Below are 18,666 nucleotides of genomic sequence, written 5' to 3' on the forward strand. Positions count from 1 at the left end.
ACGGTGCCGCCCGGCGGGGGTCCGGGCGGCACCGAGGCCGTGCGAGGCCGCTCGCACGGCCGCTCAGGGGTTACTTCGCGAGCGACGCGACGCCCACCTGCGCGAACTTCTCGTCGAGGTCGCCGCTCGGGGCGCCGGCGACACCGATACCGGCGATCGGCGCGCCCTTGACCGTCACCGGGGCGCCGCCGGCGAGGAACAGGGTGCCGGGGATGTCCTTCAGGTTCGGGGCCTGGGCGAGGCGCTTGGCCAGCTCCGAGGTCGGGGCGTTCCAGGACACGGCGGTGTACGCCTTGCGCTCGGCCGACTCGTAGGACTGCGGGCCGGCGCCGTCGCCGCGCAGGGTCACGATGGTGTTGCCGTTGCGGTCCACGACGGCGACCGTGATGCGCTGGTTCTCGTCCTCCGCGGCCTCCAGGGTGGCCTTCGCGGCCTTGGTGGCGGCCTCGATCGTCAGGTGCGTGGTCTGCTGGAGGTTCTTGTTCGACGCGTCGGCCTGGGCGGCGACGGCGGGCGCGGCGGCCGGGGCGGAGGCGTTCGCGGAGACGGCGCCGAACGTACCGGCGGCGGCGATGGCGACGGTGGCGGCACCGAAGAGGATCTTCTTCTTCATGGAGGGCTCCTTGAGGCTGTGGCGGTGGTCGAGGCGGGTCGTTCGTTCGCTCTGCCATCGATCCTCCGGCCGGATCCGGGCCCGTACGGTCCACGGACCGGATGCCGCCGTCGCGCATGATGGACGACGGGGGTGTCAGCCGATCGGTTGATGCCCCTCTGGTCCTCCTGGGCCAGTATGGATACGTATCCCCAGGTCAGAGGAGTTCCAGTGACGGCGCAGGACCCGGACGCGGACCCGGAGGCGCGCGGACTCGGGCGGTCGGCACCGGACGCGGACCCGGACGCCCGCGGACTCGGGCGGTCGGCACCGGACCCCGACCCGGAGGCCCGCGGGCTCGCGCGGCCGGACCCGGACGCCCGGTGGCTCGCGCGGGTCATGCACGTCGCCTTCTTCCTGCTCCTCGGCGCGTCCCTGGCCCGCTTCCTCCTGCGGCACCCCTGGGAGGACCGCAGCCCCTGGATCGTCGCCCTCTCCGGCGCGCTCGCCGCCCTCTACCTTCTCGGCCCCGTGCTCGGCACCCGCGCCACCCCGCGCAGGATCGCCTGGCTGACCACGGTCGTCGCCGTCTGGATGCTCCTGGTCGTCCTCGCGCCGAGCTTCGCCTGGTGCGCGGTGCCGCTCTTCTACACCGGCATGCGCACCCTGCCGCCCCGGGCCGCCCTCGTCCTCGTCGCCGTCCTCACCGCCTTCGTGGTCACCGCGCAGGTCCAGCTCTCGGACGACGGCTTCGATCCCAATCTCGTCGTCGCCCCGCCGGCCGTCGCCGCGATCGCCACCGCCGTCTTCGTCCACGCACAGCGGCAGACGGACCGGCAGCGGGCGCTGATCGACGACCTGATCCGCACCCGGCGCGAACTGGCCGCGATCGAGCGCCGCGAGGGCACCCTCGCCGAACGCCAGCGGCTGTCGATGGAGATCCACGACACCCTCGCGCAGGGCCTGTCCAGCCAGCAGATGCTGCTTCAGGCGGCCGACCTCACCTGGAACAGCGACCCGTCGACCGCCCGCCGCCATGTCCGTACCGCCGAGTCCATCGCCGAGCGCAACCTCGCCGAGGCCCGCCGCTTCGTCCACGACCTCGCCCCGGCCGACCTCGCCGAGGGCGGCGGCCTGGAGGAGGCGCTGCGCACGGTGGCGGGCCGCGAGTCGGCCGCGTTCCGTGTCGACGGGGCACCGGTCCCGCTGCCCGAACGCGCGCAGTCCGCGCTGCTGCGCATCGCCCAGGGCGCCCTCGCCAACGTCCGCGAGCACGCCGGCGCCACCTCCGCCGCCCTCACCCTGACCTACCTCGACGACCAGGTCGTCCTCGACATCGCCGACGACGGCCGCGGCTTCGACCCCTCCGCGGCGGGCGGCGGCGAGGGCGTACGGGGCCACGGCCTGCCCGCGATGCGGGCGCGCGTGCGCCAGCTCGGCGGCACGCTGACGGTGGAGTCCACCCCCGGCGAGGGCACGGTGCTCTCAGCCGCGATCCCCCTGTCCACGACCCTGGAGGCCCGTCCATGACGGTACGGATCCTGCTCTGCGACGACCACGCCGTCGTCCGCGCCGGACTGCTCGCCCTGCTGGGCAGCGCCGACGACATCGAGGTCGTCGGCGAGGCGGGCAGCGGCGAGGAGGCGGTCGCGATGGCCGCCAAACTCCGTCCCGACGTCGTCCTGATGGACCTCCAGCTCGGCCCCGGCATCGACGGCGTCGAGGCGACCCGCCGGATCGCCGGGGCGCGCTCCGGCGTCCACGTCCTGGTCCTCACGACGTACGACACGGACGCGGACATCACCCGCGCCATCGAGGCGGGCGCGACCGGCTACCTGCTGAAGGCGGAGCGCCCCGAGGAGCTGTTCGCCGCGATCCACTCCGCCGCCCAGGGCCGCACGACCCTGTCGGCGCCGGTCGCCAGCCGCGTCATGGACCGGATGCGCGGCGCCGCCGGACCCACCCTCACCGACCGCGAGCGGGACATCCTCGGCCAGCTCGCGCACGGCCTCGGCAACCGCGAGATCGCGCGCGCGCTCTTCATCAGCGAGGCGACCGTGAAGACCCACCTCGGCCGGATCTACGCCAAGCTCGGCGTGGACACCCGTGCGGGCGCCGTCGCCGTGGCGAAGGAACAGCGCCTGCTCCCCTGACGCTGCTACTCTGCGTTGCCATTCTATCGCAGAGTGTCAGTCTCGTCTCGTCTCGTTGTGGGAGCGCATGTGAAGATCGCCTGCGTCGGCGGTGGGCCCGCCGGCCTGTACTTCTCGATCCTGATGAAGCGGCAGGACCCCTCCCACGAGATCACCGTCTACGAACGGAACGCGGCCGGCTCCACGTACGGCTGGGGCGTCACCTACTGGGCCGGGCTCCTGGACAAGCTGCGGGAGGGCGACCCGGAGTCGGCGCGCGCCATCGACGAGGCCTCCGTCCGCTGGACCGACGGCGTCGCCATCGTCCGCGACGAGCGGACCGTCCACCGCGGTGACGAGGGCTTCGGCATCGGCCGCCGCCGGATGCTCACCCTCCTCGCCGAACGTGCCGAAGCGCTGGGCGTACGCGTCGAGTTCGAGCACGGCATCCCCGGCCCCGACGCCCCGGAACTGGCGGACGCCGACCTGGTCGTCGCGGCCGACGGGGTCAACAGCGCCCTGCGCGAGGCGTACCCGGGCCACTTCGGCACCGAGGTCGCCACCGGCCGCAACCCGTACATCTGGCTCGGCACGACGAAGGTCTTCGACTCCTTCAGCTTCGCCTTCAAGGAGACCGACCACGGCTGGATCTGGTGCTACGCCTACGGGTTCAGCGGCGAGCAGTCCACCTGCGTCGTGGAGTGCGCCCCCGAGACGTGGACGGGCCTCGGACTCGACTCGATGGGCGAGGCCGACAGCCTGAACCTGCTGGAGAAGCTGTTCCACGACCTCCTCGACGGGCACCCGCTGATCGGCCGCGGCCAGGACGACGACGCGGCGCAGTGGCTGAACTTCCGCACCCTGACCAGCCGCGTCTGGCACCGCGGCCGTCTGGTCCTGCTCGGCGACGCCGCGCACACCACCCACTACTCGATCGGCGCCGGCACGACACTGGCCCTGGAGGACGCGCTCGCCCTCGCGGACGCCCTGCGCGCGGGCGGTGACCTGGACGCGGCGCTCGCCCGCTACGGCAGGCGGCGGCGCGCCGAGCTCCTGTCGGCCCAGAGCGCGGCCCGCTACAGCGCCCGGTGGTACGAGAACCTGCCCCGCTACATGAGGCTCCCCCCGGTCCAGATGTTCGCGCTCCTCGGCCAGCGCCACTCGCCCCTGCTGCCGCACGTCCCCCCGCAGCTCTACTACCGCATCGACCGCGCGGCCGACGGCCTGGAACCCCTGCGCCGCCTGAAGCGCTGGCTGGGCCCGAGAGTCGCCCGCACCCTGCACGCCAGATCACGCACCTGAGGCGGGCCGGCTGCCGCCCGCCGGGGCGCGGCTGCGGTCGGGCGTGGCGGCTGCGGCGGGCCCGGCCTGAGGGTCCGCGGGCCCCGGCCCGTAGGCGTGGTGCGTGACGGGGCTCGTACGCGTGGGAGCATCGTCACCGTGCTCGACATCGGCTACTCCCTCTCCCGTCGCTTCCCCGACCCCCCGCAGACCGACTACCGCCGCGCGGAGGTCCACGCGCTGCGCCACGACCTGTTCTGCGGGGACGTGTACCTCGCCGACCCCAAGGCCGACCGCGAGGTGTCCACAGCCTGGGGATGGGTGCCGGTGCTCGACTTCGCGTGGGCGCTGTGCGACATCGTCGAGCAGCTGGACCGCGACCCGCGGGGCAGCCGGTCCGCACAGCGCCAGTACGCCGAACTCGACTTCACCGAGTCCTCGGACCGCATGCTCTTCGAGCGGCGATTCGGCTGGGTGGACGTCGAGGCCGACTGGATGCCGGGCGACGAGCCGCCGCTCACCTTCGGCCACCGCGAACTGCGTCGCGAGGCCCGCGACTTCCTGCACGACCTGATCGCCGACCTCACCGACATGCACGAGGGCCTCGGCGACAACCCGGTGATCTGGGACCTCCAGGCCCGCTTCCCCCGGCTCCCGTGACGCCCCCGCGGACAGCAACCCGGCTCCCATGACCTGACCCCCCTCCGTCAGTCCTCCACCCGCACCCCCAGCTGGGCGGCGAACACCGGCGCCAGGTCCAGCAGCTGCGCCGTACTGATCACCGCACCCGACAGCGCCTCCACCCCCCGCGCGATCTCCAGACGCTCCACCGTCCGCAGGTCCACGTCCTTCATCCGGGCCCCGCTGAAGTCCGCCCCCTTCAGCACGCACCCCCGGAACTCCACCCGTTCGAGCACCGCGCCGCCGAAGTCGGGCTCGTCCAGCACGCACCCGTCGAAGACGACGTCCTTCAGCTTCGCCGTCCGCAGGTTCAGGTAGTCGATCTTCCCTCCCCGCACCAGCACCCGCTCGAGCACGGACCCGTGCAGCTGCGTCCCGCCGAGCCGCGCGTCCACGATCTCCACGTCCCGCAGCGACGCGTCCGCCAGCTCCGTGCCGACCCCCCGCACCCCGCTCAGCACGGAGTCCAGGAGCCGCGCTCTGGTCAGCCGTGTCCCGTCCACCGCGCAGTCCCGCACCGCGCACTCCAGGAACCGCGCCCCCGGCCCGCTCTGCCCGGAGAGGTCGAGCCCCTCGAACGCGAGGCCGTCGTAGTCCCCGTCCGGCTCCAGCTCCCCTTCGTACGCCTCCAGGGGCGGCAGCCGCACCTCCGCCCGCCGCGCGCCCGCGATCTTCTTCCCGCCGACCGTCCTGCCCGTCGCCCTACCTGTCGCCCTGTCCGTCGCCATGACCCCATGGTGACCTGCGCCACTGACAACGCCCCGATGTCACATCCGGGGCCCTCCCGCCCGTCCCCTCGTAAACAGCGACACGAGGGAGCGCGAGATGCACCGGAACGGCACCACCCCCCGGACCCACATCACCGTCGTCGGCGGCGGATTCGCCGGGCTCACCGCGGCGATCACCGCCGCCGAGGCCGGGGCCACGGTCACCCTCCACGAGGCCCACCACACCCTCGGCGGGCGCGCCCGCACCGCCGAGGGGCCGTACCGCACCAACGAAGGACCGCACGCGATCTACCGCAAGGGCCCGCACTGGACCTGGCTCGCCCAGCGCGGCCTCCTCGGCCCGCTCGCACCGCTCCCGCTCCGCGAAGCCGCCCGCTTCCGCTTCCACCACGCCGGGAGCCTGCGCCGCACCCCGCCGCTGGGCTTCCTGCGCCACACGCTCCGCACCTCCGCGCAGGCCCCCGTCGACACCGACTTCCTCACCTGGGCCACCCGGGTCGCCGGCCCCGAGGCGGCCCGGCAGGCCGCCGCGTACAGCGGGGTCGCCCTCTTCCACCACGACCCGGGCGCGCTCTCGGCCCGTTTCGTCCAGGAGCGGCTGCACCGGGCGGCCGCGCTGCCGCCCGAGGCCCGGTACATCCGGGGCGGCTGGGGGCGGCTCGTCGACCGGATGGCCGCGCGCGCCCGGGAGACCGGCGTACGGATCGAGACGTCGTCCCGGATCGACGCACTGCCGGTCGCCGACGGCCCGGTCGTCGTCGCGACCTCCCTCGCGGCGGCCGCCCGGCTGCTCAACGACCCGACATGGGGCGGGGAGAGCGGCCGAACGGTCCTCTTCGACCTGGCGCTGCGCACCCGCGCAGGCGACCCGTTCGTCGTCTCGGACCTGGACGCGCCCGGCTGGATCGAACGCTTCACGGCGCAGGACCCCTCCCTCGCCCCGGCCGGCGAGCAGCTGCTCCAGGCCCAGTTCCCCATCGGCCCGCACCAGACCAAGGCCGACGGCGTCGCCCATGGCGAGCGCCTGCTCGACCTGGGGTTCCCGGGCTGGCGCGAGCGCACCGTCCGGCGCCGCGAGGCCGTCTGCGACGGACGTACGGGCGCGCTCGACCTGCCGGGTACGACCTGGCGCGACCGGCCGGCGATCGACCGGGGCGACGGCGTGTACCTGGTGGGCGACCAGGTCGCGGCGCCGGGCGTGCTGTCGGAGGTGTCGTTCACGAGCGCGGTGGAGGCGGTGTCGCTGGCCCTGCGCACGAAAAGGCTTGACCTCAAGCTTGCTTGAGGTCGGAGTCTGTACGCATCACCGCGCAAGCGACCGACATCACGACCCGGGGAGCCCCCATGCACGCGATCCGCCTCCACGCCTTCGGCCCGGCCGAGAACCTCACGTACGAGGAGGTCGAGAACCCGGCCCCCGGCCCCGGCCAGGTCCGTATCGCGGTCGCCGCGGCCGGCGTCCACCTCCTGGACACCGCCCTGCGCATGGGGCAGACCGGCCCCTTCCCGGCCCCCGCCGAACTGCCCACCATCCCCGGCCGCGAGGTCGCGGGAACGGTCGACGCACTCGGCGAGGGCACGGACCCCTCCTGGCTCGGCAGGCGCGTCGTCGCCCACCTGGGCATGGCCCCCGGCGGCTACGCGGAACAGGCCGTCGTGGACGCCGCGAAGCTGCACGCCCTGGCGGACCACCTCGGCGAGGCGGAGGCCGTCGCGATGATCGGCACGGGCCGCACCACACTCGGCATCCTCCAGTTCACCGAACTCGGCCCCGACTCGATCGCGATCGTCCCGGCCGCGGCGGGAGGCATCGGCACCCTCCTCGTCCAGTACGCCAAGAACGCCGGCGCGACCGTCATCGGCCTCGCCGGCGGCCCCGAGAAGACCGCCCTCGTCAAGGAGAACGGGGCCGACCTGGCCGTCGACTACAAGCTCCCCGACTGGCCGGACCAGGTCCGCGCCTTCCTCGGCACCAGGACCGCCACGGTCGTCTTCGACTCGGTCGGCGGCGACACCGGCCTCGCCGCGGTCGACCTCCTGGGCAAGGGCGGGCAGCACATCGTCTTCGGCTGGTCCGGCGCGGGCCTCCACGACGGCGAACCCCTCACCTTCACCGAGGAGGAGCTCGCCGCCCGATCCATCACCTCGGAGTCCGTCCTCGGCCCCACCATGATCCAGAAGGCGGGCGGCGACATCCGCAACCTCGAACTCGCCTCCCTCGCCGCCGCCACCGACGGCACCCTCCGCCCGGCGGTCCACCGCTTCCCCCTCGCCCAGGCGGCCACCGCCCACCAGGCCCTGGAGACCCGCGGCACCATCGGCAAGGTGGTCCTGATCCCGTAAACCCCAGGAGCGACCGCCGTCAGCGGGCCACCGACCCCGCCGACGGCGCCCCTCCCCCGCCCGTCCCCAGGTCGTGGAGATCCCCGTCCGTCAGCCGGTACACCGTCCACTCGTCCTGCGGCCGCGCCCCCAGGGACTCGTAGAAGTCGATCGACGGCGTGTTCCAGTTCAGGACCGCCCACTCCAGCCGCTCGTACCCGCGCTCCACACAGATCCGCGCCAGCTCCGCCAGCAGCGCCTTCCCGTGGCCGCCGCCCCGGCTCGACGGGCGGACGTACAGGTCCTCCAGGTAGATGCCGTGGACACCCCGCCAGGTCGAGAAGTTCAGGAACCACAGCGCGAAACCCACCGGCTCGCCCTCGGGGGACTCCGCGATGTGGGCGAAGGCCGCCGGACGCGCTCCGAACAGCGCCTCGCGGAGCTGCTCAGGAGTCGCGCGGGCCTCGTGCGGGACCTTCTCGTACTCCGCGAGCTCGCGGATCATCGTATGGATCACAGAGACATCGGCAGGTGTGGCGGTACGAATCATGGAACCAGCCTGCACGACGTCAACGGCCCCGGGCCAGCAGGGTCCGCGCGATCGACACCTGATCCGGATCGAGCGCCGGCTCCCCGTCCTCCACGTCCCACAACCCGTTCTGCAACACCCGGCCCAGCGTCCACGCCGACGCCCGCTCCCGGTCGAGACCCAGCCGCTCCGTCAACAGATCGAACCGCCACCACGTCCCGGCCGCCGGATCCTCCTCCCACAGATCCGTCAGCGCCGGCAGCAACTCGAACCCCGGATCCCCCGCCAACGGCTTCGGATCGATCGCCAGCCACGGCTCACGCTCCGCCGCCAGCACGTTGTCGTAGTGCAGATCCCAGTGCAACAGCCGGTCCCCCGGCTCCCCCATCACCTCCCGCACCGCCGCCGCGCACTCCCGCAGCAGCGCCGCGTCCTCCGCCCCCAGCCGCGCCGCCGCCTCCGGGGTCTGCGCCACCATCCGCGCCGCGATGTCCCCCAGCCGCCGCAACCCCTCCGGCGCCTCCACCGCCACCAGCCGGGCCAGCACGTCCCCGAGGATCCGCACCGCCTCCCGCGCATCCCCCAGCGTCGACAGATGCCGGCCCTCGTCCAGCCGCTCCAGGAGCATCGTGCCGGTCCCGGGATCCTCCGCCAGCAGCCGCACGGCCCCGTCACCGTCCCAGGCCCGAAGCGCCACCGGCTCGCCCGCACTCTCCTCGTCGAGCAACTGCATCTTCAACGCCGCGCGCACACCGTCCGCGCCCCGCGTCACCGGCAGCACGAGCGACGCCACCCCGTACATCGAAGGCCCCGTCACCCGCAGCCCCCACCGCTCCAGGAACTCCTCCGCCCGCCCCGGCAACGCCGCGACGAACGCCCGCCCCGCCGCACCGTTGTACTTCGCCTGCGACGCCACCAGTTCGGCCGGGATCTCGATCACACACCGACGCTATCCGCCCACCTCACACGGCACACCCGAGAAAACAGCCACCCCGAATCCCCCGGCACGGCCACGCCGCCCCGAACACCCTGCCTCGAACACCCCGGCCCGGCCACGCCGTCGAAAGACCCGGATCCGAAGGCCGGAGGCCCGCACCCATCCAGTAGCCTCCCGCCCATGGTCAGCAGGAGCAGCACGGTCAACGGCGGCATCTCGTTCTGGTACGCCCAAGAAGGCACCCCCGCCCCCCGCGAGCCCCTGCCCGGGGACGCCACCGCCGACGTCTGCATCGTCGGCGGCGGATACACCGGACTGTGGACGGCGTACTACCTCAAGAAGGCCGTCCCCTTCCTCAACATCACCGTCCTCGAAGCCAAGTTCTGCGGCTACGGAGCCTCAGGCCGCAACGGCGGCTGGCTCTACAACGGCATCGCCGGCCGCGACCGCTACGCCAAGCTCCACGGCCACGACGCCGCCGTCCGCCTCCAGCACGCCATGAACGACACCGTCACCGAGGTCATCGACGTCTGCGCCGCCGAGAACATCGACGCCGACATCCACCGCGGCGGCGTCCTCGAAGTCGCGCACTCCCCCGCCCAACTCGCCCGCCTCAAAGCCTTCCACGCCGTCGAGATCGCCTTCGGCGAGAAGGAACGCGAGCTCTACGGCGCCCGCGAGACCGCCGACCGCATCCGCATCGCCGGCGCCGTCGGCTCCTCCTGGACCCCGCACGGGGCCCGACTCCACCCCGTGAAACTCGTCAAGGCACTGGCCGACACCGTCGAAGCCCTCGGCGTCACCATCCACGAATCGACCCCGGTCACCCAGATCGAACCCAAGCACGCCATCACCCCCTACGGCACCGTCCGCGCCCCGTACGTCCTGCGCTGCACCGAAGGCTTCACCGCCACCCTCACCGGTCAGCGCCGCACCTGGCTGCCCATGAACTCCTCCATGATCGCCACCGAGCCCCTCACCGACGCCCAGTGGGACACCATCGGCTGGAACGGCCGCGAAACCCTCGGCGACATGGCCCACGCCTACATGTACGCCCAGCGCACCGCCGACGGCCGCATCGCCCTCGGCGGCCGAGGCGTCCCCTACCGCTACGGCTCCAGGACCGACAACGACGGCCGCACCCAGCCCCAGACCATCGAAGCCCTGCGCGAGATCCTCATCCGCTTCTTCCCCTCCCTCGCCGGCCTCGGCATCGACCACGCCTGGTCCGGCGTCCTCGGCGTCCCCCGCGACTGGTGCGCCACCGTCACCCTCGACCGCTCCACCGGCCTCGGCTGGGCAGGCGGCTACGTCGGCTCCGGCGTCGCCACCGCCAACCTCGCGGCCCGCACCCTGCGCGACCTCATCCAGCAGGACTCCGGCCAGTCCGGACCCACCGACCTCACCGCCCTCCCCTGGGTCAACCACAAGGTCCGCAAGTGGGAGCCGGAACCCCTGCGCTGGCTCGGCGTCCAGACGATGTACGCGGCCTACCGCAACGCCGACCGCCAGGAACTCACCACCCACACCGCGCGGACCTCCCGCATCGCGACGATCGCCGACCGCCTCTCCGGCCGCTGACCGCCCCGCACACCAGGCCACACCGAAGGCCCCGGACCGTCACCAGGTCCGGGGCCCTCACGGTCTCCGGACCCCTACTCCACCTCGATGCCGAAGTCGCCCACCAGCTCCGCCAACCCACCGGCGTAGCCCCGGCCCCCCAGGACGAAGTCCCAGTCGCCACCGGACCGGCGCCGGAACGAGCCCAGCACCAGGGCGGTCTCCCCCGCCCGGCCGTCCGACACGTCCAGCCGGTCCACCTCGGCCCCCGAGCCGTCCCGCAGACGGATCCCCGCGTCGACGAACCCCGCGAGATCCGCGTCCGGGTTCACCTCCGGATCGACCGCCGCGACCAGCACCAACCGGTCGGCCCGCGGCGGCAGAGCCTCGAACGCGACCTGGACGGCGGCCTTGTCCCCCCACACCGCGGGCACCATCCGCACCGCGCCCTCCGGCGTCGAGACGTTGTTGAAGAAGACGAAGTGCTCCTCCCCCAGCACCCTGCCGCCCTCGCACACCAACGCGCAGACGTCGAGAGCCACCGACCCGGACCAGACCATCCCCAGCACGTTGGCGTCCCCGTCGGCCCCGGGCGGAGCCGGCGTCTCGGCCACCACCGTCGGGGCCTCCGGCACCCCCGTCCCCAGCCGGCCCCGCAAGCCGTGCTGATGCAACAGGTCCACCAGCTCCGCACCCGAGATCAGCGTCAGCGGCTTGCCGTTGGCGAAGGTGTACGACCCCGGCCCGAACCCGGACGTCGTCACCAGCACCCCCTTGTTGGCCCCGGCCCCCTGCACCGTGCCGTACAGATCCCGCACCGCGCTCGGCGGGACGGTGTTCCGGTACCGCTTCGCCTGCACGATGATCGAACCGCCACGGATCGGATCCAGCGCCTCCACGTCCACACCCCCGTCGTTCGACCGCCGCGTCGTCACCGCCTGCAGCCCCCGCGCCCGGAACAGCTCTGCCACCAGCCCCTCGAAGGCGATCGGATCCATCGCCAGCAGATCGGGCTCCTCGCCCTCGCCGTGCAGCACCACGGCCGAGCCCACCTGCTCCGGCACCGACAGAGGCACCACCGCCGCCCGCTCGTCGGGCTTCGCGGACAACCGCCCCGACAACGCCCCCGTCAGACAGTCCACCGCACTGACCAGCTCCAGATTCAGCCCGTCGAAGACCGGCCGCTCCACCACCACCGAAGCCAGACAGAGCCGCGCGGCCAGCCCCGTCGCCGGATCCACACCGTCCACGAACCCGTTCAGCGCCACGCTCCGCAGGACACCGAACCGGTCGGCGGCGAAAAGCTCCCGCACCGCGAGCAGCACGCTCTGCGCCACCACGTCCCGGTACAGCGCCCGCCGCTGTGTCACCGGCCGCGGGACCTCCTTCTCCTGGTCCGTACTGGGCAGGTACTTGACCCCCTTGGCCTCCGGCACCACCTCGTACCCCGGCAGATCCCAGTCCAGGACCAGGCCCCGGGCCCCGCGGTCGTACGCGGCCGACACCTGCCGCGGGAACCCCTCCGACCACGCCGTCGACGCGTACAGCACGGCCGAGAAGAACTCGACCACCGTCTCCGGGTCGCCGGCCCGCAGCGAGTCCACCATCCCGGCGATCCCGCTGTTGTGCGCGCGGATCTCCGCCAGCCGCCCCGCCGCCCACTCGTCGTACTGCGCCCGGTACGCGGCCAACTGCCGCTGCCGCCGGGTCTCCGCCTCCTGCGCCGCGTACCAGTCCCGCTCGAACCTCGCCCGGGCCTCCTGCTCCGCCTGCGCCCGCCCCGACGCCGTCCAGGCGCTCTGCGGCTGGTAGTGCCGCTGGTCCGGCACCGCCACCGGCTGCCCGAGCGGACCCGGCGCGAACGGCTCGATCTCCTCCTGGCGTCTCATCGACTCCACCCCGAACGCCGGAACCCCGCACCCCCGCGCCAGCAGCCCCGACAACAGCGCGACCCGCTCGTCCAGCTCCCGCGTCCGCCGCAACGCGTCCGCGTCACGGTGCTGCCGGTACGCGGCCCGCTGCTCCCGCTGCATCCGCGCCACGTCCCGCTCGTGCGACCGCTGCGCCCGCTCCGCGTCCCGCTGCTGCCGCAGCACCGCCTGCAGCTGCCCCTCCCGCTCCCGCTGTGCCAACCGCTGCGCTTCGGCCCACGCACCGATCAGCCCACTGGAACGCCGACTCATCCGCCGCACCCCTCCCCAGAACACCCCAGCCGGATATGCCCCCGTAACGCACAAGTGTCCCGGACCTGAGTGGTCCGGGACACGGGTTTGGTGGAGCCCCCTGTCGGATTCGAACCGACGACCTACGCATTACAAGTGCGGCGCTCTGGCCGGGCTGAGCTAAGGGGGCATCGCCTGCGGCGCGCTCACGCGCGAGGCTCCCCCACTCTACACAGCGCCACGAACCACCCGGGGAAAAATCTCTCCCCCTCCGACTGCTGACAGATCGGACACCGCCAAGGTAGCGTCACGGGAAGTTCACTCCGGTGGACTAGACCCATCCTTCCTTTACAACGGATCGTCCGGCACGTTCCTGCCGGTGAAGGGACACATCACCATGGCTTCTGTCACTTTCGACAAGGCGACCCGGCTCTACCCGGGTTCCGACAAGCCCGCCGTCGACCAGCTCGAGATCGAGATCGAGGACGGCGAGTTCCTCGTCCTCGTCGGGCCCTCCGGCTGCGGCAAGTCCACCTCGCTGCGCATGCTCGCCGGCCTGGAGGACGTCAACGGCGGTTCCATCCGCATCGGTGACCGCGACGTCACGCACCTGCCGCCGAAGGACCGGGACATCGCCATGGTGTTCCAGAACTACGCGCTGTACCCGCACATGACCGTCGCCGACAACATGGGCTTCGCGCTCAAGATCGCCGGCGTCAACAAGAGCGAGATCCGCGCCAAGGTCGAAGAGGCCGCGAAGATCCTCGACCTCACCCCGTACCTGGACCGGAAGCCGAAGGCGCTCTCCGGTGGTCAGCGGCAGCGTGTGGCGATGGGCCGCGCGATCGTGCGTGAGCCGCAGGTCTTCCTCATGGACGAGCCGCTGTCGAACCTCGACGCCAAGCTCCGTGTCTCCACCCGTACGCAGATCGCCTCGCTCCAGCGCCGCCTCGGCATCACGACGGTGTACGTCACGCACGACCAGGTCGAGGCCCTCACCATGGGCGACCGGGTCGCCGTCCTCAAGGACGGTCTGCTCCAGCAGGTCGACTCGCCGCGCAACATGTACGACCGCCCGGCCAACCTCTTCGTCGCCGGCTTCATCGGCTCCCCGGCCATGAACCTGATCGAGGTCCCGATCACCGACGGCGGCGTGAAGTTCGGCAACAGCATCGTCCCGGTCTCCCGCGACGCGCTCTCCGCCGCCACCGCCAAGGGCGACACGACCGTGACGGTCGGCATCCGCCCCGAGCACTTCGACGTCTCGGGCGCCACCAGCAAGGAGGGCCTGGCCGTCTCCGTGAACGTCGTCGAGGAGCTCGGCGCCGACGGTTACGTCTACGGCTCCGCCCGCGTCGGCAGCGAGGACAAGGACCTGGTCGTCCGCGTCGGCGGCCGCGCCGTGCCGGAGAAGGGCTCCACGCTGCACGTCGTGCCGCGCCCGGACGAGCTGCACGTCTTCTCCACCTCGACGGGCGAGCGCCTCTCCGGCTGACCCCTCGGCACCTCACAGGCACCGCCGAACGGCCCCGCATCTGTTGCAGATGCGGGGCCGTTCGCCTATGTCGACAAATACCCTGACAGAACAGCCAATTCGGACAGCCGCGTCAACACGGGATTCGAAAAGCCGCTTCGAACCATCCCCCGCGAGAGTGACTAAATGTCGCCATATCTTCACCGGCCGCTACGCTCGCCTGCGTGACGCACACTGCCCGCCGTATCGGCCGCTCTCTCGCCCTCGTCCTGCCCGTCGTCCTGGTGCTCTCCGGAACGCTCGCGGTGTCCGCCGTCCCGTGGACCGGCCAGGGCTCCGACGACCAGATGCTCACCGCATCCTCGGAGGACGTCTCCGTCCCCGCCAAGTCCCGTGCCCCGCAGGATATTCTGCGCGACCGGCTCCTCGCAGAGCTTCAGGAGAAGGACCCCGGGACGGCCCTGACGCACCTCCAGCGCGAGGTCGAGAACAGCCCGTCCCTCGCCAAGCACTGCATGTCCATCGCCCGTTCCCTCGGCAAGGCGGCCGTCCGCCACTACGGCCCCACGCGCGCCCAGTCCTACTCGCGCCCGGTCTGCGACACCTCGTTCGCGACCGGTGTCATGTACGCGAGCTGAGCCGCGAGCCACCCGCGATCGCGTTCGCGACGCTGAACGGCTGCCTCACGAGGTGCGCATATCGTTCGCGGTATGGATACCTCCCCGACGCAGGCCGTGGTCCTGGCGGGCGGCCAGGGCTCGCGCCTGCGCCCGTACACCGACGACCGCCCCAAGCCGATGGTCGAGATCCCGGGCACCGGGACCCCGATCATCGGCCATCAGCTGTCCTGGCTCGCCGCCGAGGGCGTGACGGACGCCGTCGTGTCCTGCGGCCATCTCGCCGAGGTGCTCCAGGAGTGGCTCGCCTCCGCCGATCTGCCTCTGCGCGTCAAGACGGTCGTCGAGCCCGAGCCGCTCGGCCGCGGCGGCGGCCTGAAGTACGCCGCCGCGCACCTTCCCGAGCCCGGACAGCCCTGGTACGCCACCAACGGCGACATCTGGACGCGCTTCTCCCTGCGTGAGATGGCCGCGTTCCACGCCGAGCGCGACGCCACCGCGACCCTCGCCCTCGCCCGCCCCCGGATCCCGTGGGGCGCCGTCGAGACGGACACCTTCGGGCACATCACCGACTTCATCGAGTCGCCGCCGTCGCCGTACCTCATCAACGCGGGCGTGTACGTCTTCTCCGCCGCGTTCACGGAACTGCTCCCGGACCGGGGCGACCATGAGCGCACCACGTTCCCCCGGCTGGCCAGGGAGCGCAGCCTCGCGGGCTTCCCGCTGCCCCAGGGGGCCTACTGGCGGGCGATCGACACGGCGAAGGACCTGACCGAGGCGGCGAAGGAGCTGGCCGCTCAGCGAGCCTGACAGCCCTTCGTACCGACACCGGTACGGGACCCCGGCATGCCGGAAGGCCGGCACCGCGGCACCGCACGCCGGAAGGGCGGCACCGCGTCCTCGCGGTGCCGCCCTTCTCGTACAGCCGGTGGCGTCAGCCCAGCAGGCCGCCGATCGGGTTCCGGTTGCCGCCGGTCGTCGAACCGCCGGTGGGCTCGCTCGTGCCGCCGGTGCCGCCACCGGTGCCACCGCCACCGCCGCCGCTCGTGCCGCCCGAGCTCGTCGGGCCGGAGCTGGTGGACGGCGGGGGCGCCGGGTTCGACCGGCTCGGCGTGCGGGTGCCGGTGCCCTGCGTGGCGGTCGGCCGGCTCTCCTGGGTGCGGGAGGCCTCGCGCGTGGTCTCGCTGGGCGAGGCCGTCTCGTCCTTCTCGTCCTCGCCGCTCGCGCCGGCGGTGGCCGACGGCTTGGGCCGGGTCGAGGCGGACTGGGACGGGGTGCGCTCACCGGGCTCCTGCGGGAGCGTACGGCCGGGCAGGTGGTTGATCGGGTCGTCGTTCGGACCGGGCACGGTGACCATCTCGGTGGAGCGCACGGCCCCGCCGAGCACCGAGCCGACGAGGAGCGTGAGGCCGACGACGACGGAGGCGACGAGCGCTCCGCGGCGCAGGACGCGGCGGCGCAGGTCCCACAGTTCGGAGCGGGGGCCGAGGGTGCGCCAGGCTTCGCCGGCGAGGCGGCCGTCGATGGAGTAGACGGGCGCGCCGGCGATGATCAGCGGGGACCAGGCGGCGAGGAAGATGATGTCGGCGGAGTCGTAGACGGGGACGGACTTCCAGCTGACGGTCAGCAGGAGTGCGGCCGAGAGCATGGCGCCGATGACGGCGGCGACCCGCTGCCAGAGGCCGAAGATGGTCAGGACGCCGACGACGACCTGGAGGAAGGCGACGGTGAGGCCGGCGCCGACCGGGTGCTGGAGGGCGAAGTCGCGGAGGGGTTCGGCGAGGGCCCAGGGGTTGAGCGACTGGAGCCACTTGACCATGGAGCCGCGCTCGCCGCCGTCGAAGTAGACGGGGTCGCAGAGCTTGCCCATGCCGGCGTAGATGGAGATGAAGCCGAGGAAGACGCGGAGCGGGAGGAGGACGACGCCGAGGTTCATCCGGCGCCCGGGGTAGTAGGCATGGCGGACGGGGTCGGCGCCGTGGCGGTGGGGGCGGCTGCGGTAGGCGTCGCCGTCCGGGTCCTCGTCGTGTCCGTCGGTGTACGCCGTCTCGCGTGACAGCTCGTACGGGCTGTCGTAGGGCTGGTCGAAGGCGCCTTCGGCGCGCCGCATCGGGGGGAGGAGCGGCGGGTCGGCGGTGAGGACGGGGGTGGGCATGGTGTCGTCGATGCGCGGGATGGCCTGGGTGGCGCCCGCGTCGTGGTGCGCGGGGGGTTCCAGGGTGGAGACGGAGGACTCGCGCACGGCCTGGAGCAGTCCGGTGGCTCCGGGCGAGGACTTTCCGGTCCATACGACGGGGCGGCGGCGCCCGGCGGCCCCGCCCGCCGCTGCTGCGGCTCCGGCGAGGGCCGGGCCGCGGGAGGCTGCGGCGAACTTCGGCTGCTGGGCCGGGGCGAGCCGCACACGGAAGCTGGCGTGGTTCACGATGACCTGCGCGGGATCGGAATCCACTTTGAGCATGCTCAGCGCGGGCTGATCGTCGAACCCTGGCCGGGGCGTTCTGGTGTCCACACTCATCTAACCGAGTGACGCGGGGTTAGGACACTGCCTTGACGGGCTCGGAATGTCCGAGACCCGTCAAGATCGCGCCATGTGTGCCGGTGTACGGGAAAGGGCCCAGCTCAGCGAGGTGGGCCCTGTCCGGGATCGTACGGCGGTGTGTGCCGAGGTCAGTTCGCGCGGCGGCGGGCGACCTCGTAGAGGACGATGCCCGCGGCGACACCGGCGTTCAGCGACTCGGCGCCACCGGGCATCGAGATGCGGACGCGGTAGTCGCAGGTCTCGCCGACGAGGCGGCCGAGGCCCTTGCCCTCGCTGCCGATGACGATGACGACGGGGCCGTCGAGCGCCTCCAGGTCCTCGACCGTGTGCTCGCCGTCGGCGGCGAGGCCGACGACCGTGAGGCCCTCCTTCTGGAATCCCTCCAGGGCGCGGGTCAGGTTGGTGACGCGGGAGACGGGCGTACGGGCGGCGGTGCCGGCCGAGGACTTCCAGGCACCCGCGGTCATCCCGGCCGCGCGGCGCTCGGGGACGACGACGCCGTGACCGCCGAAGGCGGAGACGGAGCGGACGATTGCGCCGAGGTTGCGGGGGTCGGTGACGCCGTCGAGGGCGACGATCAGCGGGTCCTCGTGGGCGTCGTGGGCGGCCGCCGTGAGGTCCTCGGGGTGGGCGTACTCGTAGGGCGGGACCTGGAGGACGAGGCCCTGGTGGTTCAGGCCGTTCGTCATCCGGTCGAGCTCCTGGCGGGGGGCCTCCATCAGGTTGATGTTGCCGCGGTCGCCGGCGAGCTTGAGCACGTCGCGGACGCGCTCGTCGTTGTCGATGAACTGCTGGACGTAGAGCGTGGTCGCGGGAACGCCGTCGCGCAGCGCCTCGAAGACCGGGTTACGGCCGACGACCATCTCCGAGGTGCCCTTGGGGCCGCCGCGGCGCGGGGCGGGGCGCCGGGCGACGGCCTGCCTCGCCTGGGCGTTGGCGATGCGGTTCTTCTTGTGTCCCTTGCGGGCGGAGGCGGGCGGCGTGGGGCCCTTGCCCTCGAGGCCCTTGCGCCGCTGGCCACCGCTGCCGATCGTCGCGCCCTTCTTGTTGGACGTACGGCGGTTCCTGCGCTGGCTGTTCCCGGCCATGACTACCTAATCCTCGGTGTTGCG

Annotated in this window: 17 protein-coding genes and 1 tRNA gene; 10 read left to right on the forward strand and 8 right to left on the reverse strand. The window is 72.7% G+C overall.

The genetic code is table 11. The annotated features are described in order from the left end of the window. Positions 1-70: 70 nt before the first annotated feature. Positions 71-613 (reverse strand): heme-binding protein, encoded by a 543-nt coding sequence (locus tag M5362_RS27630; protein ID WP_260230509.1) that lies wholly within the window; start codon positions 611-613, stop codon positions 71-73. Positions 614-991: 378 nt separating this feature from the next. Here M5362_RS27630 and M5362_RS27635 point away from each other — a divergent pair, with 378 nt between their 5' ends. The 4 genes from M5362_RS27635 (at position 992) to M5362_RS27650 (ending at position 4,665) form a co-directional block, all read left to right on the forward strand. Then, positions 992-2,122, forward strand: a complete 1,131-nt coding sequence (locus M5362_RS27635) for a sensor histidine kinase (protein ID WP_260230617.1) — start codon at positions 992-994, stop codon at positions 2,120-2,122. Next, on the forward strand, positions 2,119-2,745 hold the full coding sequence (locus tag M5362_RS27640; protein WP_260230510.1) for a response regulator transcription factor: 627 nt from the start codon (positions 2,119-2,121) through the stop codon (positions 2,743-2,745). Before M5362_RS27635 ends, M5362_RS27640 begins: the two co-directional genes overlap by 4 nt. A gap of 69 nt (positions 2,746-2,814) precedes the next feature. Further along, positions 2,815-4,026 carry an FAD-dependent monooxygenase gene (locus M5362_RS27645; RefSeq protein WP_260230618.1) on the forward strand — a complete coding sequence of 404 codons (1,212 nt, stop codon included), beginning with the start codon at positions 2,815-2,817 and terminating at the stop codon, positions 4,024-4,026. Between the two features lie 138 nt (positions 4,027-4,164). Further along, positions 4,165-4,665 (forward strand): hypothetical protein, encoded by a 501-nt coding sequence (locus M5362_RS27650; RefSeq protein ID WP_260230511.1) that lies wholly within the window; start codon positions 4,165-4,167, stop codon positions 4,663-4,665. A gap of 47 nt (positions 4,666-4,712) precedes the next feature. On the opposite strand, the gene M5362_RS27655 is transcribed toward M5362_RS27650, so the two are convergent. Beyond that, the gene (locus M5362_RS27655; RefSeq protein WP_260230512.1) at positions 4,713-5,414 is read right to left on the reverse strand and encodes a pentapeptide repeat-containing protein; all 702 of its coding nucleotides are present in this window, start codon (positions 5,412-5,414) and stop codon (positions 4,713-4,715) included. Between the two features lie 97 nt (positions 5,415-5,511). On the opposite strand from M5362_RS27655, the gene M5362_RS27660 reads away from it, so the two are divergent. Further along, complete coding sequence (locus tag M5362_RS27660; RefSeq protein ID WP_260230513.1) at positions 5,512-6,699, forward strand: NAD(P)-binding protein; 1,188 nt, start codon at positions 5,512-5,514, stop codon at positions 6,697-6,699. A 59-nt stretch (positions 6,700-6,758) separates the two neighbouring features. After that, positions 6,759-7,757, forward strand: coding sequence for a zinc-binding dehydrogenase (locus M5362_RS27665; protein ID WP_260230514.1), 999 nt, complete (start codon positions 6,759-6,761; stop codon positions 7,755-7,757). Positions 7,758-7,776: 19 nt separating this feature from the next. On the opposite strand, the gene M5362_RS27670 is transcribed toward M5362_RS27665, so the two are convergent. Together M5362_RS27670 and M5362_RS27675 are read right to left on the reverse strand one after the other, a co-directional pair. Further along, positions 7,777-8,286, reverse strand: a complete 510-nt coding sequence (locus tag M5362_RS27670) for a GNAT family N-acetyltransferase (protein ID WP_260230515.1) — start codon at positions 8,284-8,286, stop codon at positions 7,777-7,779. A gap of 19 nt (positions 8,287-8,305) precedes the next feature. Beyond that, positions 8,306-9,205: an aminoglycoside phosphotransferase family protein gene (locus tag M5362_RS27675; RefSeq protein WP_260230516.1), complete on the reverse strand. Its 900-nt coding sequence runs from the start codon at positions 9,203-9,205 to the stop codon at positions 8,306-8,308. A 177-nt stretch (positions 9,206-9,382) separates the two neighbouring features. Between M5362_RS27675 and M5362_RS27680 the strand changes: the two genes are divergently transcribed. Further along, positions 9,383-10,783, forward strand: coding sequence for an FAD-binding oxidoreductase (locus tag M5362_RS27680; protein WP_260230517.1), 1,401 nt, complete (start codon positions 9,383-9,385; stop codon positions 10,781-10,783). A gap of 74 nt (positions 10,784-10,857) precedes the next feature. On the opposite strand, the gene M5362_RS27685 is transcribed toward M5362_RS27680, so the two are convergent. Both M5362_RS27685 and M5362_RS27690 read right to left on the reverse strand, forming a co-directional pair. Further along, entirely contained in the window at positions 10,858-12,945 is a 2,088-nt protein-coding gene (locus M5362_RS27685; protein WP_260230518.1) for a restriction endonuclease, read from the reverse strand. Positions 12,946-13,036: 91 nt separating this feature from the next. Then, positions 13,037-13,114, reverse strand: a tRNA-Thr gene (locus M5362_RS27690). Positions 13,115-13,321: 207 nt separating this feature from the next. Between M5362_RS27690 and M5362_RS27695 the strand changes: the two genes are divergently transcribed. From M5362_RS27695 to M5362_RS27705, 3 genes are all read left to right on the forward strand, one after another. Further along, positions 13,322-14,419 (forward strand): ABC transporter ATP-binding protein, encoded by a 1,098-nt coding sequence (locus tag M5362_RS27695; RefSeq protein ID WP_260230519.1) that lies wholly within the window; start codon positions 13,322-13,324, stop codon positions 14,417-14,419. A gap of 203 nt (positions 14,420-14,622) precedes the next feature. Continuing rightward, on the forward strand, positions 14,623-15,036 hold the full coding sequence (locus tag M5362_RS27700; RefSeq protein ID WP_260230520.1) for a hypothetical protein: 414 nt from the start codon (positions 14,623-14,625) through the stop codon (positions 15,034-15,036). A gap of 72 nt (positions 15,037-15,108) precedes the next feature. Beyond that, on the forward strand, positions 15,109-15,825 hold the full coding sequence (locus tag M5362_RS27705; RefSeq protein WP_260230521.1) for a nucleotidyltransferase family protein: 717 nt from the start codon (positions 15,109-15,111) through the stop codon (positions 15,823-15,825). Between the two features lie 124 nt (positions 15,826-15,949). Here M5362_RS27705 and M5362_RS27710 read toward each other — a convergent pair whose 3' ends face one another. Then, entirely contained in the window at positions 15,950-17,530 is a 1,581-nt protein-coding gene (locus tag M5362_RS27710; protein ID WP_260230522.1) for a DoxX family protein, read from the reverse strand. 152 nt (positions 17,531-17,682) lie between these two features. Continuing rightward, positions 17,683-18,642, reverse strand: a complete 960-nt coding sequence (gene rlmB, locus M5362_RS27715) for a 23S rRNA (guanosine(2251)-2'-O)-methyltransferase RlmB (protein ID WP_260230523.1) — start codon at positions 18,640-18,642, stop codon at positions 17,683-17,685. Positions 18,643-18,666 lie beyond the last annotated feature (24 nt).

The organism is Streptomyces sp. Je 1-79 (assembly GCF_025195125.1).
Lineage (GTDB): Bacteria > Actinomycetota > Actinomycetes > Streptomycetales > Streptomycetaceae > Streptomyces.

Bases quoted from the DNA above. Each gene is read 5' to 3' on its own strand.
- M5362_RS27670 (WP_260230515.1), bottom strand. From the start codon at position 8,286: ATGATTCGTACCGCCACACCTGCCGATGTCTCTGTGATCCATACGATG.
- M5362_RS27705 (WP_260230521.1), top strand. From the start codon at position 15,109: ATGGATACCTCCCCGACGCAGGCCGTGGTCCTGGCGGGCGGCCAGGGC.
- M5362_RS27640 (WP_260230510.1), top strand. From the start codon at position 2,119: ATGACGGTACGGATCCTGCTCTGCGACGACCACGCCGTCGTCCGCGCC.
- M5362_RS27630 (WP_260230509.1), bottom strand. From the start codon at position 613: ATGAAGAAGAAGATCCTCTTCGGTGCCGCCACCGTCGCCATCGCCGCC.
- M5362_RS27655 (WP_260230512.1), bottom strand. From the start codon at position 5,414: ATGGCGACGGACAGGGCGACAGGTAGGGCGACGGGCAGGACGGTCGGC.
- M5362_RS27695 (WP_260230519.1), top strand. From the start codon at position 13,322: ATGGCTTCTGTCACTTTCGACAAGGCGACCCGGCTCTACCCGGGTTCC.
- M5362_RS27635 (WP_260230617.1), top strand. From the start codon at position 992: ATGCACGTCGCCTTCTTCCTGCTCCTCGGCGCGTCCCTGGCCCGCTTC.
- M5362_RS27680 (WP_260230517.1), top strand. From the start codon at position 9,383: ATGGTCAGCAGGAGCAGCACGGTCAACGGCGGCATCTCGTTCTGGTAC.
- M5362_RS27685 (WP_260230518.1), bottom strand. From the start codon at position 12,945: ATGAGTCGGCGTTCCAGTGGGCTGATCGGTGCGTGGGCCGAAGCGCAG.
- M5362_RS27660 (WP_260230513.1), top strand. From the start codon at position 5,512: ATGCACCGGAACGGCACCACCCCCCGGACCCACATCACCGTCGTCGGC.
- rlmB (WP_260230523.1), bottom strand. From the start codon at position 18,642: ATGGCCGGGAACAGCCAGCGCAGGAACCGCCGTACGTCCAACAAGAAG.
- M5362_RS27665 (WP_260230514.1), top strand. From the start codon at position 6,759: ATGCACGCGATCCGCCTCCACGCCTTCGGCCCGGCCGAGAACCTCACG.
- M5362_RS27710 (WP_260230522.1), bottom strand. From the start codon at position 17,530: ATGAGTGTGGACACCAGAACGCCCCGGCCAGGGTTCGACGATCAGCCC.